The organism is Kosakonia sp. YIM B13571, from assembly GCF_042788095.1.
Classification (GTDB): Bacteria; Pseudomonadota; Gammaproteobacteria; order Enterobacterales; family Enterobacteriaceae; genus Kosakonia; species Kosakonia quasisacchari.
Genome location: NZ_JBHZPL010000001.1, coordinates 160363 through 176573 on the forward strand (window position 1 = coordinate 160363; position 16211 = coordinate 176573).

The 16211-nt window shown below is 53.7% G+C and carries 19 protein-coding genes; 7 read left to right on the forward strand and 12 right to left on the reverse strand.

The window, feature by feature from the left end:
- Window positions 1-21: 21 nt before the first annotated feature.
- The 6 genes from ACFX4O_RS00825 to ACFX4O_RS00850 form a co-directional block, all read right to left on the reverse strand.
- Window positions 22-624: an SIS domain-containing protein gene (locus ACFX4O_RS00825; RefSeq protein WP_380206615.1), complete on the reverse strand. Its 603-nt coding sequence runs from the start codon at window positions 622-624 to the stop codon at window positions 22-24.
- Window positions 621-2258, reverse strand: coding sequence for an FGGY-family carbohydrate kinase (locus tag ACFX4O_RS00830; RefSeq protein WP_131413264.1), 1638 nt, complete (start codon window positions 2256-2258; stop codon window positions 621-623). The genes ACFX4O_RS00825 and ACFX4O_RS00830 overlap by 4 nt, the downstream gene beginning before the upstream one ends.
- Before the next feature lie 16 nt (window positions 2259-2274).
- The gene (locus tag ACFX4O_RS00835; protein WP_380206617.1) at window positions 2275-3228 is read right to left on the reverse strand and encodes an ABC transporter permease; all 954 of its coding nucleotides are present in this window, start codon (window positions 3226-3228) and stop codon (window positions 2275-2277) included.
- Window position 3229: 1 nt separating this feature from the next.
- Window positions 3230-4219: an ABC transporter permease gene (locus tag ACFX4O_RS00840; protein WP_131413260.1), complete on the reverse strand. Its 990-nt coding sequence runs from the start codon at window positions 4217-4219 to the stop codon at window positions 3230-3232.
- A complete protein-coding gene (locus ACFX4O_RS00845) occupies window positions 4212-5711 on the reverse strand; it encodes a sugar ABC transporter ATP-binding protein (protein ID WP_380206619.1) in 1500 nt (499 codons plus the stop codon). Before ACFX4O_RS00845 ends, ACFX4O_RS00840 begins: the two co-directional genes overlap by 8 nt.
- Before the next feature lie 107 nt (window positions 5712-5818).
- Window positions 5819-6802, reverse strand: a complete 984-nt coding sequence (locus ACFX4O_RS00850; protein ID WP_131413256.1) for an autoinducer 2 ABC transporter substrate-binding protein — start codon at window positions 6800-6802, stop codon at window positions 5819-5821.
- 422 nt (window positions 6803-7224) lie between these two features.
- Between ACFX4O_RS00850 and ACFX4O_RS00855 the strand changes: the two genes are divergently transcribed.
- Window positions 7225-7776, forward strand: coding sequence for a nucleotidyltransferase family protein (locus ACFX4O_RS00855; RefSeq protein WP_380206621.1), 552 nt, complete (start codon window positions 7225-7227; stop codon window positions 7774-7776).
- A 63-nt stretch (window positions 7777-7839) separates the two neighbouring features.
- Window positions 7840-8235: a lysozyme inhibitor LprI family protein gene (locus ACFX4O_RS00860; RefSeq protein WP_380206623.1), complete on the forward strand. Its 396-nt coding sequence runs from the start codon at window positions 7840-7842 to the stop codon at window positions 8233-8235.
- Here ACFX4O_RS00860 and rutR read toward each other — a convergent pair.
- From rutR to ACFX4O_RS00875, 3 genes are all read right to left on the reverse strand, one after another.
- Window positions 8232-8870 (reverse strand): HTH-type transcriptional regulator RutR, encoded by a 639-nt coding sequence (gene rutR, locus ACFX4O_RS00865; RefSeq protein WP_380206625.1) that lies wholly within the window; start codon window positions 8868-8870, stop codon window positions 8232-8234. The genes ACFX4O_RS00860 and rutR overlap by 4 nt on opposite strands.
- Window positions 8871-8893: 23 nt before the next feature.
- A complete protein-coding gene (locus tag ACFX4O_RS00870) occupies window positions 8894-9814 on the reverse strand; it encodes a DMT family transporter (RefSeq protein ID WP_380206627.1) in 921 nt (306 codons plus the stop codon).
- A gap of 131 nt (window positions 9815-9945) precedes the next feature.
- Window positions 9946-10122, reverse strand: a complete 177-nt coding sequence (locus ACFX4O_RS00875) for a general stress protein (protein ID WP_071889987.1) — start codon at window positions 10120-10122, stop codon at window positions 9946-9948.
- A gap of 392 nt (window positions 10123-10514) precedes the next feature.
- On the opposite strand from ACFX4O_RS00875, the gene wrbA reads away from it, so the two are divergent.
- Together wrbA and ACFX4O_RS00885 are read left to right on the forward strand one after the other, a co-directional pair.
- Window positions 10515-11111, forward strand: a complete 597-nt coding sequence (gene wrbA / locus ACFX4O_RS00880) for an NAD(P)H:quinone oxidoreductase (RefSeq protein WP_131413244.1) — start codon at window positions 10515-10517, stop codon at window positions 11109-11111.
- A 20-nt stretch (window positions 11112-11131) separates the two neighbouring features.
- Entirely contained in the window at window positions 11132-11359 is a 228-nt protein-coding gene (locus tag ACFX4O_RS00885) for a YccJ family protein (RefSeq protein WP_017456265.1), read from the forward strand.
- A 42-nt stretch (window positions 11360-11401) separates the two neighbouring features.
- Here the strand turns inward: ACFX4O_RS00885 and agp are convergent, their stop codons facing one another.
- Window positions 11402-12640 (reverse strand): bifunctional glucose-1-phosphatase/inositol phosphatase, encoded by a 1239-nt coding sequence (agp, locus tag ACFX4O_RS00890; protein ID WP_380206631.1) that lies wholly within the window; start codon window positions 12638-12640, stop codon window positions 11402-11404.
- 153 nt (window positions 12641-12793) lie between these two features.
- Here agp and ACFX4O_RS00895 point away from each other — a divergent pair, with 153 nt between their 5' ends.
- A complete protein-coding gene (locus ACFX4O_RS00895; RefSeq protein WP_380206633.1) occupies window positions 12794-13240 on the forward strand; it encodes a winged helix-turn-helix transcriptional regulator in 447 nt (148 codons plus the stop codon).
- Between the two features lie 133 nt (window positions 13241-13373).
- Entirely contained in the window at window positions 13374-14156 is a 783-nt protein-coding gene (locus ACFX4O_RS00900) for an SDR family NAD(P)-dependent oxidoreductase (RefSeq protein ID WP_380206634.1), read from the forward strand.
- On the opposite strand, the gene ACFX4O_RS00905 is transcribed toward ACFX4O_RS00900, so the two are convergent.
- Window positions 14153-14512: a helix-turn-helix domain-containing protein gene (locus ACFX4O_RS00905; protein WP_131413237.1), complete on the reverse strand. Its 360-nt coding sequence runs from the start codon at window positions 14510-14512 to the stop codon at window positions 14153-14155. The two genes, ACFX4O_RS00900 and ACFX4O_RS00905, sit on opposite strands and share 4 nt — an antisense overlap.
- Before the next feature lie 100 nt (window positions 14513-14612).
- Here ACFX4O_RS00905 and ACFX4O_RS00910 point away from each other — a divergent pair, with 100 nt between their 5' ends.
- Window positions 14613-15362: an SDR family oxidoreductase gene (locus ACFX4O_RS00910; protein ID WP_131413235.1), complete on the forward strand. Its 750-nt coding sequence runs from the start codon at window positions 14613-14615 to the stop codon at window positions 15360-15362.
- A gap of 36 nt (window positions 15363-15398) precedes the next feature.
- On the opposite strand, the gene ACFX4O_RS00915 is transcribed toward ACFX4O_RS00910, so the two are convergent.
- On the reverse strand, window positions 15399-16127 hold the full coding sequence (locus ACFX4O_RS00915; protein ID WP_380206637.1) for a YnfC family lipoprotein: 729 nt from the start codon (window positions 16125-16127) through the stop codon (window positions 15399-15401).
- Between the last annotated feature and the right edge of the window lie 84 nt (window positions 16128-16211).

Consider the following 16211-nt stretch of genomic DNA (forward strand, 5'->3'; position numbering starts at 1 on the left):
GAGCATGTAACAAAAAGCGCCTTACGGCGCTTTTTTGCTTAGCGTTAAACCAACATCTCCGCCGGGATGCACCGACAGTAACGTCTCTTTTGAATAGCCGCTTTCGCTCATCAGGCAGGCGCAGGCGGCATCGAAAATCGCCAGCGTCAGCACGATGGAGGTGGTGGCCAGCATATTGAGCGGATCAATTTCGCGCTGCACGCCGGTGGAAATCACCAGCCGCGCGGCCTGAGCGATAGCGGAATCCGGGTTTTCCGTCACGCTAATCAGCGGCACGCCCTTTTGTGCAAGCCCCGGCAGCAGCCGCGTTAGCTCATCAGAATTCCCCCCGCGCGACAGCATAATGACCAGATCACGGCTATCGAGAAAACCCAGATCACCGTGCGCAGCATCCGTGGCATTCAGGTAGATAGCCGGGCGCTCGACGCACGCCAGCATATGGGCAATCTTGCGGGCTGCAATGCCGGATGTTCCCACACCGGTGACAGCAATTTTACCGCGACAACTGCGCAGTTCCGCCATTAACGCACACCACTGTGCATCGTTAAGATGGTGGCTCAGCGCCGCCATCTCTTCGCTATAAATTTGCCAGGCGTCGCAGGCCTGACGCCAGCTGTCGCTCATGCCTCCTCCTGCATCAGTTGGCGGTATTTCATATGATCCTGGTACATCTCATGGAAGACGGTGTATTTGCGATCGTAATACTGCTTGATGCGGTTAGTTTGCGGCGTCACCGTCTTGCCGATACGGCTCATCGCCGACATCGCTTCCGGGAAACTGTCGAAAACACCTGCCGCCACGGTACCCATCATTGCGCCGCCGAGCAGCATCGCTTCGCTCTCTTCTGGCAGCAACATCGCACAACCGGTGGCATTTGCATGTTCCTGAACGAAAATCGGGTTTTTGGTGCCCCCGCCGCTCGCCATTACCGTGTCGATGCTGTAACCACTCTGATTCATAGTTTCAATAATATGCCGCGTACCGAGGGCAATCGCCTGAATGGTCGCCAGGTAGTGCAACGCCATATCCTCCGGCGTACGCGAGAGTTTCAGCCCGCTGATCACCCCGGTTAATGTCGGGTTTGCGCGCGGCGAACGGTTACCGTGGAAGTACGGCAGAATGTGAATATCACGCGTTAAAAACGCGATATTTTCCGGCTCGCCCGCCATCTTCCGCAGTAGCGCATTCAGCACTTCATAGATGGTTTGCCCTTGCGCTTTCGCCTGAGCCAGCAGTGTTTCGTAGCACGGGTGGGATTGAATCATATGGTCAATTAACGCCCCGGTCGCCGACTGCCCGCCCTCGTTCAGCCAGTAGCCCGGCAGCACGGCCGAGAAGTAAGGCCCCCACACGCCGCCGATAAAACGCGCCTGCGGTGAAATCGCCATATGGCCAGTAGAGGTGCCGCCAATCAGCGCGATACGCCGATCGAAATCCGCCATTTCACCCGAAGGCCCGCTGGCACCGAGCGTGCCCAGCGTGCCCGCGTGAGCATCGATAATCGACACGCTGACTGCCGTGCCGGGCATCAATCCCATTTCTGTCGCCGCACGTTGCGTCAGCCCACGACCCAGCGGCTCGCCCATGGTTTTCACGTAACGGCCGATTTTCTCCGCATCGTGCTCCAGCAAATCTTCAAGACCGATCTGGCGGAAATAACTGGTGTCCCACTTATCCTCATGGCCCATATACGTCCACTTGCACACCGTGGAGCAAAGTGAGCGGGTGTCATCACCCGTTGCCCGCCAGGTGAGAAAATCCGGCAGGTCGAAGTAATATCCAGCGTTGGCCCAGGTGTTCGGCATGTGCTGTTTTAACCACAGCAGTTTCGGCGTTTGCATCTCCGGCGAGATGATCCCGCCGACGTAATCCAGCACCCGGTGGTGCGTGGCGTTGATACGGTTCGCCTGCGAGATGGCGCGGTGATCCATCCACACAATAATGTTCTGCTCACTGCGCCCGGAAGGGCTAATGGTCAACGGGTTGCCCTCTTTGTCGAGCACCACCAGCGAACAGGTCGCGTCAAAACCGAGGCCTTTAACCTGAATCGGGTTAATATCCGCCTGGTTCACCGCATCGCGTACCGCGTTGCACACCGCCTGCCAGATATTGTCGGAAGATTGCTCAACAAAGTCGGCCTGCGGGCGGTAAATTTCAATCGCCCTGCTCGCCTGACTGACCATTCTGCCAGTCAAATCAAAGACGCCTGCACGTGCGCTGCCGGTGCCAACATCCACACCAATAAAGTAGCTCGCCATTCTTTTTCTCCCGCTCTCAGGCTTTTCGATTTTGTAATGCGATAAAGAGGATCAGCACCGCGCCCCAGAGCGCCATCGTCAGATAGCTGCTGATACCCAACAAATTAAAGCCACTCTCCAGCATCTGTAGCACCACCAGCGCCAGCACCAGCCCCAGCACGCGGCCAAAACCGCCATCCGGGTTAATACCGCCCAGTACCGAAGCCAGAATAGTCACCAGAAGATAGGATTCACCGTAGCCCGCTTTCGCCGAATTGAACTTCGCCATCATCAAAATGGCAGCCGCCCAGCCCAACAGCGCGGAGATGATATACACCGAAATCTGTACGCGAACCGTATTCACACCACTGTAGCGCGTGGCCTGCTCGTTCGAGCCAACCAGGTAGAGACTGCGCCCAAGCGTAGTATGTTCGAGTAATACCCACAGCAGCAGCGCAACGAGGATAAACAGTAACAGTGCGACCGGGATGCCAAGCAGTGTGGCGTTGCCAAGGAACTGAATAGCGCTCGGAAAACCGGAGATGACCGTGCCATTTGAGAACAAAATATTCAGCCCGGAAATCAGCGTCATCGTGCCGAGTGTCGCCAGAATCGGCGAAACGCCAATCCACGCCACCAGCGCACCGTTCAGCGCCCCGATTGCCACCGCCACCAGCAGACCGGCGAGCAACGCCAGCGCCAGGAACAGCGGGTTATCCGGATGGCTGACAATTACCGCCGCCATTACCAGCGAACAGGCGTTCGCACCGGCAATGATCGACAGGTTAATGCCGCCGGTCAGCATGGTGATGCCCATACCTAGCGCAAGCATGCCCAGAATCGGCAGTTGTGAGCCAATCGACTGGAAGTTAGCGACGCTAAAAAAACGACTGCCGAGTAACGCAGAGAAAACCAGCGCCACGACGATGATAATGACGCATTGCAAGCGGATGATGGCATCACCGGGCAGAATTCGGACGATGGATTTCATCTTATAACTCCCTCGCAAGTTTGCGTTTTTCGTTCCACGCGGTGGCGCTAATGCTCACCAGGATAATTGCGCCGCTAAATACCGTGTGCCAGTAAGAGGAGACACTCAGCAGCGTTAAACCGTTTTGCAAGAAGGCCAGCAGCACAACGCCCAACAGCGTGCCGGTCAACGTGCCACGCCCGCCGGACATGCTGGTGCCGCCAAGCACCACCGCCGCCAGTACCGTCAGCTCAAACCCCAGTAGCGAGTTCGGTGCAACAGACTGGGTAATTTGCGCCTGTACCACCGCCGCTACGCCAGCGAGGATGCCCATAAAACCGTAGACGTAGAAGTGCAGTTTCAGCAGGTTCAGACCCAGACGTGACGCCGCATCGCGGTTGCCGCCCATGGCATAAATCTGGCGGCCCAGCCGGGTATAATTCATCAGCACTGCGGTGAGAATAATCGTCGCGCCCAGACACAGCAGCGGCAGCGTCAATCCATAGTCGTAACCGTCGGCAGCGGTGAACGAAAACCAGTTGATGCCATTCATAAACCAGTCCGGGAAACCATACAGCCACGTCCCTTTGGTGGCATATACCAGCAGGCCGTAGTAAACATTCAGCGTGGCAATGGTAATGATGATGGCGGGCACGCGCAGCCAGTAGACCAGGAAGCCGTTGACTAACCCGAGCAGCAGGCCAACCGCCATCGAAAGCCCCAACGCCAGTGCGAAGTTACCGCCGTGGGCAATCACCCAACTGGCCATGGCGTATTGGGCAATCGCGGTCATCGCCGGAAACGAAATATCGATGCCGCCAGAAATCAGCACCACAAACAACCCACAGGCCAAAATCCCAAGGATGGCGTAACTGGTGGCGACATCCGTCAGGTTGCCAAGGGAAAGAAACTCATCGGTACGTACGCTGAGGAAAATCGCCAGCGCGATCACCAACAGCCCCAGCCAGAACTCATGTTGTCCGACAAGGCGGGAAAAGGACGCGTTACGCATTGACCACCTCGGCAATTTCCTGCTCTGTGCAACGGTGCGGATTAAACTCTGCCACCAGTTCCCCCCGGCGCATCACCAGCACGCGATGGCTGTTGTAATAGGCCTCCGGGATTTCGTCGCAAATCATCAACACCGCCATCCCCTGCTCCGCCAGTTGGCGGGCAATCTGATAGATGCCCTCTTTGTTGGCGATATCGACACCAACCGTGGGCGAATCAAGGATCAGAATACGCGGCTGCGTAGCCACCCATTTAGCGATGGCGATACGCTGCGCATTACCACCGGAGAGCGTTTTCACCGGTAACTTCGCATCGGAGACTTTGATGTTCAGCTCGCGAATGAGATCGGCAACCAGTTGCTCCGCTTTGCGGTGATCGAGCAAACCGCTGCGCGTGTGCAGCTTGTCGAACACCGTGACGATAGTGTTGTCATAAATCGACTGTTCCATGATGAGCCCTTGCGTCAGCCGATCTTCTGACACATAGCCGATCCCGTGGCGGATGGCGTCATGGTTGCTACGCAGTTTCACCGGCGTGCCATTGATGCGGATCTCGCCGTCCTCAGGTTGTGTCATGCCAAACAGGCTCATGCACAATTCGGTACGTCCGGCACCCAAAAGACCGACAATCGATACGATTTCGCCGCTGCGTAGCGCCAGATTGATATCGCGATATTTGCCTTTGCGGCTAAGATGACGCAGCTCCAGCATGGGTAATTGATCCACCGGGGGTTTTTCCGGCAGCGGGCTGTAGTGAAAACGCTGGCCGGTCATCAGATACGCCAGCTCGTGGCTATCCAGTTCGCTTGCCGGCCAGGTGCCAATCAACTTGCCGTCGCGCATCACGCTGATGCGGTCAGCCACTTCCATCACCTCATCCAGACGGTGACTAACAAACACTACGCAAATGCCGGCGGCTTTCAATTCATTGACCACGCGCAGTAAGCCATTCACTTCCTGGCGGGTTAGCGAGGCGGTGGGTTCATCCATAATCACCAGCCGGGCATCGGCAGCAATCGCGCGGCAAATCGCCACCAACTGGCGGTCGGCAATAGAGAGTTTTTCTACTTTTTTATCCGGATCGAGGCGCACGCCAATGCGCGCCATCGCCGCCAGCGCTTGTGCGCGCATCGCGCTACGACGCACCCAGATATCGCCACCGGGAAGGTAGCGGTGAATGGCGATATTTTCCGCCACGCTAAAATTAGGAAACAGCGACAGATCCTGGTAAATAACCTGAATCCCGTAGTGCGCTGAGAGCTGCGGCGTGAGCTGGTGAAAAAGTTTGCCGTCGAGTGCGATGTTGGCACCCTTTTCCGGGTGATAAACACCGGATATTACTTTGATGATGGTGCTCTTTCCGCAGCCGTTTTGCCCCGCCAGACAGTGAACTTCGCCTTTTTCCAGCGTTAAATTCACATTATCCAGCGCCAGCACGCCCGGGAATCGCTTGCTGATATTCTCAAGAGTGATAAATGCGGTGGTGTCGGTCATCGACAATACCTCTGCCAGCGCCCGGGGTGGGCGCGAGGTTAAAATCTGCGGCGGAAGAGGCCGGCCTGACGGCCGGCATTCCGGTTCCCTGGTGTGGCCTGAAAGGCTCAGAAACCGAGTGATTGTGCGTTATCTTTGGTCACTTCGAGGATCTTATTAAAACGGATCACTTTCTTATTCATATCCACATCGGCTTTGCCCAACCCATCAATAGTCAGATCGGGCGTGACTTCTTTTCCTTGCAACAACTGGTCGGCGACGGTCACCAGCGCGAAACCGGCGTCACGCGGATCCCACAGCAGCGCTTTTTTGATGTCGCCACGCATCAGATACGGCGCGGCCTGACCAGGCATCGCGATGCCCACTACCGCCAGTTTGTCTTTTGCGCGTTTCTTCTGTACAGCTTGCCCTGCGCCAATCGGCCCCAGCGAGCCAAAGCCAATTACCCCTTTCAATTGCGGGTAGGTTTTCATCAAATCGAGGGTGGTGGCATAGGATTTGTCGATGCTCTCGGCGACCGGCAAACGCGAGGTCACTTCGAACATATCCGGGTATTTCTCTTTTTGATATTTGATCGCGTAGTCGGCCCAGGCATTGTGCAGCGGCACCGTCAGAGAACCGACATAAATGGCGTAACCGCCTTTACCGCCCATATCTTTTGCCAGTTCATCGACGTTAGCCTGGGCATATTTTTCGCTGTCGATGGTTTCAATATCCCACTGACCTATTTGCTGATCCGGGGATTCATGCGTCAGTACCACAATGCCTTTGTCACGGGCTTTTTTCAGCACTGGCTCCAGCACTTTCGCATCATTTGGCACCACGATGATGGCGTTGACGTTTTTGGCGATCAGATCTTCAATCACTTTCACTTGCTGTGCCGGATCCGGTGTTGATGGCCCGGTCTGGTACGCGTTGACGTCCAGTTTTTTCGCCGCTTCGTTGACTCCGGTTTCCATGCGGTTAAACCATGGAATACCGGTAACCTTGGCAACCACCGCGATCTCATATTTTTGTGCCGCAAACGCCTGGCCGGAAACCATGCTGGCAGAAATGAGGGCTGCGCTGAGTAATGCGAGTTTGAATTTCATAGTTGTACCTTTCTTGAGGACAGAGGAAAGTCGCGAGATGGAGGTTAGCAACGAAGGGAAGAGGCAAAACAATGGTAATTTCAAAAACGTGATACAAGCCCAAAAATGTTAAAATAAAGATCAATTATAGTTAATTAAAGGTTAAATATAACCAGAAAATCATGATAACCCACTTGAATGGTGTTAAATATAATTGAATTTAAAACATTAAATTAACAATTAATTATCATTTTAAGCATTGTGAGGGATGTTTTCACACCGCCAAATGGTGTAGCAGCCGCAAGAAGTTTCTAAATTTGAGAACTGAAACGAGCAAGGCAAAAGCGCTGGCAGCAATATTTTCATCGTAACGCGATACTCGCCCACAAGCAGTGCCGATAACCTTTTATCTCTTACGGATTAATGAATGATGGAGTGTAACGATGCGCTATGCGGCTGAACTGGAAGCACTGCTTCGCGCCGATTCACCGCGAATGGCGGCTCTGGCAATGGTGCGTGCAACCCACGAAAGATGCTGGATTGGCGCAGGGTTTATACGCGATGCAGTTTGGGATCAGTTGCACGGCTTCACGTCGCGCCCGCATACAGGGGATGTGGATGTAATCTGGCGTGAGCCTGCGGACACACGCGCCGAACATGATGCAGAACTGGAAGCGCAGTTGCGCCTGCGCTCTGCCGGTTTTGCCTGGTCGGTAAAAAACCAGGCGCGCATGCATACGCGTAATGACGACGCGCCGTACGCCTCGCTGGAAGAAGCTCTCTGGCACTGGCCGGAAACGGCGACCGCCGTGGCAGTGCGTTTAGATAAAGATGATCGCCTTGCGATTGTTGCCCCTTTTGGGCTGGCGGATCTATTCTGCTTGCGCCTGCAACCAACCCCGCGTTTTCAGCACGAGAAGCGGCACCTGTTCCACCAGCGCGTTGATGAGAAACGCTGGTTAATACGTTACCCAAAACTCCAGCTGTGCGGGTGACATTCGCGAAGGGCTATGTTAATAAAAGCGCTGGTTCAACGCCTTGCGAAATAAGGGGAAGTGATGAAAACGCGTATGTTGGCGCTGGCGACGCTGTTACTCAGCAGCCCGGTACTGGCCGATGAGTGCGATAACGCCTCCACACAAGCTCAACTCAACAGCTGCACTGCCAGTCAATATCAGGCTGCGGATAAGAAACTTAATCAAACCTACCAGGCCGCGCTTAAACGCTCGACGCCGCCGCAAGCCGCAATGCTGAAAAAAGCGCAGCAAAGCTGGATAACCCTGCGCGACAGCGACTGCGCCTTTGTCAGTTCTGGCGTGGACGGCGGCAGTGCCCAGCCGATGGTGCAAAACCAGTGCCTGACAGATAAAACCAATGAACGCGAAGCCTGGCTGGCATCGCTGTTGCAATGTGGCGAAGGTGACTTAAGCTGCCCATTACCGCCGGGCCACTAACGCACGCGAATGCCTTCGATGATCATGCGCTGAACGTTATCTACCGCACGCTGAAAGAAAGCCTCATCTTGCAGCGTTGATCCCGTGACCGCTTCCACTTGGGTGGCGAAATCGGCGTAATGCTGCGTTGAGGCCCAAATCATAAAGATAAGATGATGCGGGTCGACAGCGGCGAGTTTGCCGCTGGCTACCCAGCCCGCAATAATCGACGATTTCTCTTCAATCAACGTCTTCAAACTGCCGGTCAGTTCGGCTTTCAGCAGCGGCGCGCCCTGGAGCATCTCCTGGCAAAACAGTTTTGATGCCTGGGGGTGATCGCGCGAAACTTCCATCTTTAAACGGATGTACTCGCGAATGGCCACCAGCGGTGCGAAATCTTCGCGAAACGCTTTCAACGGCGCTAACCAGATATCGAGAATTTGGCGCAATACGGCGATATAAAGCGCCTCTTTCGACGGGTAGTAATAGAGCAAATTGGTCTTCGATACGCCCGCCAGCTCCGCCACCTGTTCGAGGCGCGCACCATGAAAACCAAGGCGGGAAAAGAGATCCAATGCTGCCGTTAAAATCGCCTGCCGCTTCTCGCTCACCGCGCGCTTGCGTTTGCCCGCTCCGCTAACTGTATCCTGCGCCATCCCCCACTCCTTATCCTTCACTATCACAACTCCTGCTCTACCTTGTCTGCTGCGCCGGCAGACCGTGTTTTTTTCTTTTTCAGCTTCAGTTCACTCACCAGCACACCAAGCACAATCAACATGCCGCCAAAGAGTGCTAAAAATGGTAACCGCTCGCCAGCCATGCGGCCAAAAATTCCGGCCCATACTGGCTCAGCAGTATAAATAACCGTGGCGCGTGTTGGTGACACACTGCGCTGCGCCCAGTTCATTACCACCTGGATAATGGCGCTAAAAATCCCCAACCCCAGCGCGACCAGTAACAAACCTGTCGTCAGTGGCGGTATGGCTTCCCCGGCAGGCACCATGGCCATAAATGAGACCAGCGATGCGGTGAGCAATTGCACCACCGTCACCCGGCGAACATTGACTTTTCCGGCCCAGGCGCTGATCAGGATAATCTCGGCGGCAATGGCTAACGCGCTGGCAAGGGTAATGATTTCGCCTTCCCCCAGCGCCAGCAAATTACCTTCTGGCCCGGCGAGCAGCAATAGGCCACCAAACGCCAGCGCAATACCAATACAGGACATTAACCCCGGTAACCGTCCCAGACACAGCCACTGTAATAACGGCACCAGGGGCACATACATGGCGGTAATAAATGCAGATTTGCTGCTGGAAATAGACTGGAGTCCCCAGGTTTGCAAACTGTAGCCCAGAGCGATGGCAACCCCGATGACGACTCCCGCCTTCACTTCAAGCCAGGTTAAGCCACGCAGGATATTCAGCGAGAGCATACTCACCGCCAGCGCAGCGGTGGCAAAGCGCAGACCAACAAAGAAGAACGGGCCACTCATCGTTACGGCGTATTGCACGGCAAGAAACGTACCACCCCAGAACATAGTGATAAGAATCAGCAGTGCTTCCTGAGGTTTTACGGAGAAGGCGTAACGGGCGAGAGGCATATCACAACCGGCAACAGGGAAAAAACGCTAGTGTGCGTTGGCATCGCGGACGGTGCAAGGATAAAAAAACCGCCGGGTCTCCCCGGCGGCGGGCGTGGTTAACAACCGGTTAGGGTTGTCAGCCGCCATTGTTAGCTGCTACTGCGGCTACCATGGCTATTTTTGCCCCCTTTTTTACCGGCTTCTGAGGCGCGCTGGGGATCGTTTTTGAAATTCCCCCCGCTCTGCTGGCCACCTTTACGGCCTGCTGCTGATGCTCTTTCACGGTCTTCAGCAAAGTTACCTGATCCACCACGATGGTTTGCCATGCTTACCTCCAGATGAGTGAAATATCAGACATCATACTGCGTTCAGTAAAAGAGGATTCTTTCACCGCACGGTGCAAAGGCAGTGCCTTTATCTGCGCCGTGTGGAACTAAGCTTAGTGGAAGGAAATCATTCAGCCAGTGAATGGTAATATTCTGCAACAGCTTGCGCTGCCAACAGCCATCCCTCCCTAAGCGAAACCGATAACGTCCTCTTAACTCGCAAAAAATCCGCCACGTTTATATGTGACAAATTGTAACTCCCGGGATTTTGTTTTTAACTTGTTATTTATCAAAGAAATGGTGCTCTTATTTGCACTCTGACCATCACGTCATACGCTTAAAAAGAACGCAGCGTTCTGCTGCCGGTGATCATCAAATCAGGAGTGATGCAAATGGCCAAAGTATTGGTGCTTTATTATTCAATGTATGGACATATTGAAACGATGGCGCATGCCGTTGCCGAAGGTGCGCAAAAAGTGAATGGCGCGGACGTTGTCATCAAGCGCGTACCGGAAACCATGCCGGCAGAAGTATTTTTGAAATCAGGAGGTAAGACGCAAAATGCGCCAGTCGCCACGCCGCAAGAGTTGGCTGAATACGACGCCATCATTTTTGGTACACCGACTCGCTTCGGCAACATGTCCGGACAGATGCGAACCTTCCTTGATCAGACCGGTGGTTTATGGGCATCGGGGGCATTGTACGGCAAGCTGGCGAGCGTCTTCAGCTCCACCGGCACTGGCGGCGGCCAGGAACATACAATCTCGTCAACCTGGACTACCCTTGCACATCATGGGATGGTCATTGTGCCTATTGGTTACGCTGCCCAGGAGTTGTTCGATATTTCGCAGGTTCGCGGAGGCACACCTTATGGTGCAACGACTATTGCAGGTGCCGACGGTTCTCGCCAGCCCAGTAACGAAGAGCTGGCAATTGCCCGTTATCAGGGTGAATACGTTGCGGGCCTGGCAGTAAAACTCAACGGTTAACCTTCAACAGGAGGAAACAGATGCCAACTCAAGAAGCAAAAGCCCATCGCGTGGGTGAATGGGCCAGTTTACGTAATACCTCGCCAGAAATTGCCGAGGCGATCTTCGAACTCGCCGATTATGACGAAAAGCTGGCAGAAAAAATCTGGGAGGAAGGCAGCGATGAGGTGTTACTGCGCGCCTTTGAAAAAACCGATAAAGATTCACTTTTCTGGGGCGAGCAAACCATAGAACGGCAAAACGTGTAGCGTTCTGCTCCCTCGCTGTCGCGGGGGAGCTTTTCGTTTCGCTTATTTCGCCGCGTCGCGCATCACCGCGTTGAATTTATCAATAGGACAGAACCCTTCCCCATCTACCGGGCAACCTTTTAAGGCTAGCGTGACACGCTGTGCCGGGGATTTCAGGGTTAAAGCTTCGGCTTTGCGCAACTGATCGCGGCTCTGATAAACATATTCAATCTTCATCAGATCGCGATTACCCGCCGTGTCATGCCAGCGCTGGAAAACGATCTTCCCGCCAATTGGCGTGTGTTCGTTCTGGTCATGCAACTGATACGGTTTGAAATCGAGCGCCGTGAGCAATGAAGCGATGTTGGAATCATGCCCCACCAGCAGGGTCAGTTTCGGCGCGCGGCCAACCTCTTCAACCAGCGTTTTGTCGATGTATTTCACCAACGGTTTTGCCACGTTACGCGCCACTTCCGGCGAGGTAAATAAGGTATCCTGGTAGCTATTTTTCAGCTTCGACAACATATTCCATTGCTGATCAGTTTTGATTTCTCCCCACGCAACCTGGTCCATTGGGAACCCTTCGTAGTACTGCAAGGTGAACGCATCCACCAGCGAGTTTCCCACTTTCAGGGGCCCGGAAACACCCGGTTCCTGCTGATATTTCGCACTAAAGGTATCAGTGCCTTCTGCCAACGAGCATTGCTGTTTCTCTTTACAGGCCGGGGACTGCTGGTAGCGAGTGATTTTTTCCAACAACTTATAGCTCTCTCCCAGCGCATAGTGCTGGCGCTGAGTTTCCATCGCTTTCACCGCCTGCTGGCCAAACGAGGCAGATTCGTCGGTAATCACCGGATTAAAGGTCGGATCCATCGTCCCCATCTTTTCCTGATGATGTACCGGGATATCACAACCCGGAAACGCGCCATTGATAAAGAACTGCGCTGTCGCGACAGTGCGTTGCAAACTGTTAGCCCAGGCGTAAACACTTTCTGGCGCCGGACACTCTCCCGTAGCAATAAGTTTCTGCTCTGCAAGCCATTCGCGCATATAGTGCCCCATATACACTTCCAGCACGCCACCTTTGGTGGTCAGCTCCCCACCGGGGACATCCCACTGAGGCCATTGGTTGGGTGTAGATTGTTCCAGCACGCTGCCATTATTCGCCAGTGGTGCACGTAAGTTATGACGACTCATGATCAACACTTGCTGCAACTGATAACCCTGTGGTGCCGTTTGCGCCATCGCGGCGGGGAGTGCCATGGTGGAGGCAATTGCACTAAGCCAAAAAACCGTTTTCATTTTGCTTTCCTTATTTTTCTACCCGAAATTAGAATTGTGACACATTCATGACAACTCACCGGTACAAGATCCCCGGAGTGTGCACTGGCGCAAAAAGCGGTGTGAAGACGCGCGATGTGGTTTTATAATTAAACTACTAACCGGAGAACTGCGATGAAACGTACCCGCTTTGAAGAGACTTTCTGCCCCGTAGCTCGTTCACTGAATATTATTGGCGACTGGTGGTCCTTGCTCATTGTGCGTGATGCATTAGCAGGCGTGACACGGTTTGGTGAATTCCAGAAAAACCTGGGTATTGCCAAAAACATGCTGACCGCGCGTCTTAAGCTGCTGGTGGATGAAGGTATTTTGCGCACACAACCCGCCTCTGATGGCAGCGCCTGGCAGGAATATGTGTTGACAGAAAAAGGCCGTTCCCTGCAAACGGTGCTGGTTGCGCTCTCGCAATGGGGACAGGAGTGGTTGTTCGATAACGGTGAACCTGCCAGCGTGCTGGTCGATAACCATACGCACAGCCCATTGCAAAAACTGGCTCTGCGCGCCGCGGATGGCCGCGAGTTGCAGCCAGAGGACGTGAAGTTGCGTATTGCTAATACCTGATAATTCAGCCTGTTACCTCAATCTATTTTAAAACCGCATTTTTTGCCGTTTTATTTGGTTGCATTATAAAACCAAATATCAGAAGCTGAATTTAGTTTTATGATAAAACCATTTAACAACGAGGTAAGAAAAAATGACAACAGCACTGATTACCGGCGCCTCTTCAGGGATTGGCGCCATCTATGCCGACCGTCTCGCGGCTCGTGGTTACGACCTGCTGCTGGTCGCTCGCCGCGGCGACCGTTTAAACACACTTGCCGACGATTTACAGCATCGCCATGGCGTAAAAATCAGCACACTGGTTGCCGATCTCAGCAACGCTAAGGGGATCCAGCAGGTTGAGGCGATTTTGCGTGACAATACAACGATAAGTCTGCTGGTAAACAATGCCGGTGCAGCAAATCTTGCCCCTATCCTCAGCAGCAGTGCCGAACAACATGAAACCATCAACACGCTGAATACGACGGCGCTGATGCGCTTGACGCTGGCAGTGTTGCCGCGTTTCGTGGAAGACAATCAGGGAACCATCATTAATATTGCTTCAGTCGTTGCTTTCCATGCGCGTGCGGGCAGCGCGGTCTACAGTGCGACAAAAGCCTGGGTGCTTAATTTCACCCGTGGTTTGCAGGAAGAGTTCGCCGGGAGCAATGTTCGCATCCAGGCCGTGCTGCCAGCCGCTACTGCGACTGAAATTTGGGGGCATTCCGGGATTACACTTGATGCGCTACCGGAAGGCTCGGTGATGACCAGCGAAGATTTGGTCGATGCGGCACTGGCAGGCCTCGACCAGGGTGAATTGGTCACGGTTCCGCCAGTCGAGGATTTACAGCTGTGGGATAACTGGGAAGCGGCGCGACTGGCGCTGTTTAGCGCTTCGCGCAACGGCAAACCCGCGTCACGTTACTCACGCGCTTAACGTTTTAACTTATCACCGTGGTTATGCATCCACTCGGCCAGCGGATCTAACGCACCGCGCAAGGTTAACCCCAACGGTGTAATGCAATATTCGACGCGCGGCGGGACTTCCGGATAAACCTGCCGGGAGACCAGCCCGCGTTGCTCAAACAAGCGCAATTGGCGAGTCAGCTCTTTTTGCGTAATCGGTGAAACTGCGCGCTGCAACTCACTAAAGCGCACCGCCGTATTCAACACAATCAACCGGTACAAAATCGGGATAGCCCATTTCCCGGAAATCAGGCTGACAAAATCAGTCATTGGACAGGGTTGCGTCGCATAATTTTTTTTCGGCAACAATGCTGCTGAATCCGCCATAACATACCTCCTGCCTTTTTAGTACCCATTTGGTACCTTGTATCCAAAGGATACTAATGGCTCTATAGTGCTTTCTCAAGCTTAAAAACAGGAGTCGAAAATGGGACGCTTAGCAGGTAAATATGCGCTGATCACCGGCGGTACCACTGGAATAGGTCTTGCTACCGCACAAGAATTCATCGCTGAAGGCGCACAGGTAGCCATAACCGGGCGTAATCCGGAAACCTTAAAGCAAGCGCAGGCAATACTCGGTGATAATGTCTGGGTTATTGCTTCTGATGCCAGTCGTACCGACGATCAACGCCAGCTTGCTGCCACACTCGCGACGCGCTGGCCACAGCTGGATGTACTGTATATTAATGCGGGCGATGTCTCGCACGGCTTGCTTGAAGAGTGGCGGGAAGAGAGTTGGGATCGGTTGATGGATACCAATCTCAAGGGCCCCTACTTTCTGATTCAGGCTCTCCTGCCGCTACTGCATAATCCATCGTCAGTGATTCTGTGTGGTTCGGTCAGCGCGCGGATCGGCCTGCCTACCAGCAGCGTATATGCCGCGAGCAAAGCCGCGCTACTGTCGTTTGCCCGCACGCTCTCGGCAGAATTGCTGCCGCGCGGGGTGCGCATCAATGGTTTGAGCCCTGGCCCGGTTGACACGCCGGCGCTGAATAAACTGGGGTTGAGCGGTGCGGCACAGGAAGCGCTGCAGAGTGAAATCAAAGATTTGGTGCCGTTAGGGCGAATGGGAACACCGACGGAGTTGGCGAAGGCTGCGCTGTTTCTTGCTTCCGATGAGTCCGCTTATGTGGTCGGCACGGAATTACTGGTTGATGGCGGTACCGGTAGTTTGTAAATAAAGCGGAGCCACTGGCTGTCTCCGCTTTATTACTCAGTAAAAACTCGCGCGGGTGGCGACCGTCATATGCGTCATCACATCCCCGGAGGAGCTAGCCGGGGTAACATTTAAATGGCAAAGGACAGGAACTTGCCTTTCATCGTATCGGCATTCACTAACCGCAGTGAAATTAAAACGGGCATTGAGAGCAGATTCATTGACCAGCGTATAATCGAGCGGTTTATTGACGCTATCAGGATAGTGAATGCTGGTTGAGGAGGCGACGAGATCGCCTGAGTAATATTGCACCTTTTTGATATTGCCATCAGTGTCGTAGAAATGATCGGTAATTTTTAGTGTTCGAAGCATTGTCTCGCCCAGCAGGCCTTGCGCATTGGTTTTATAATCGAGATGCCCATTACTATCATCGCGACTCGTTAAATTGCATTTGTCGTCCAACCCAAAAGCAACAGGTTGACCATTGAATGTTCCTTTTAGCGCCTTTCCTTCATTGACCAAATTCATATGGCTGTTATCGGACTTACCATCACGGCGTAACGTCTGTACACAACCCTCTGCGGATAACACCACGCGGAGCGTGTAAACCTCGTTGCCTTTATCATCGGTTCCCACGGAATCGATGGTTTTGACATGGCCTTTGACCGGGTTGAAATCGAGCAGCGTTGACAGATTTAACAGTACCGGCATATAGGTTTGCTGCGCACTGGCAACCGTGGTGGTGAACCCAAGCGTGAGCGCCAACAAATAAGAACAAATTTTCACTTCTGCCATCCTTTGAAACAAAATGAGAAAAGTAACAAATGCGGACAATTCAGCAAGACCAGATAGAGGAAAATCTGAGGGCAA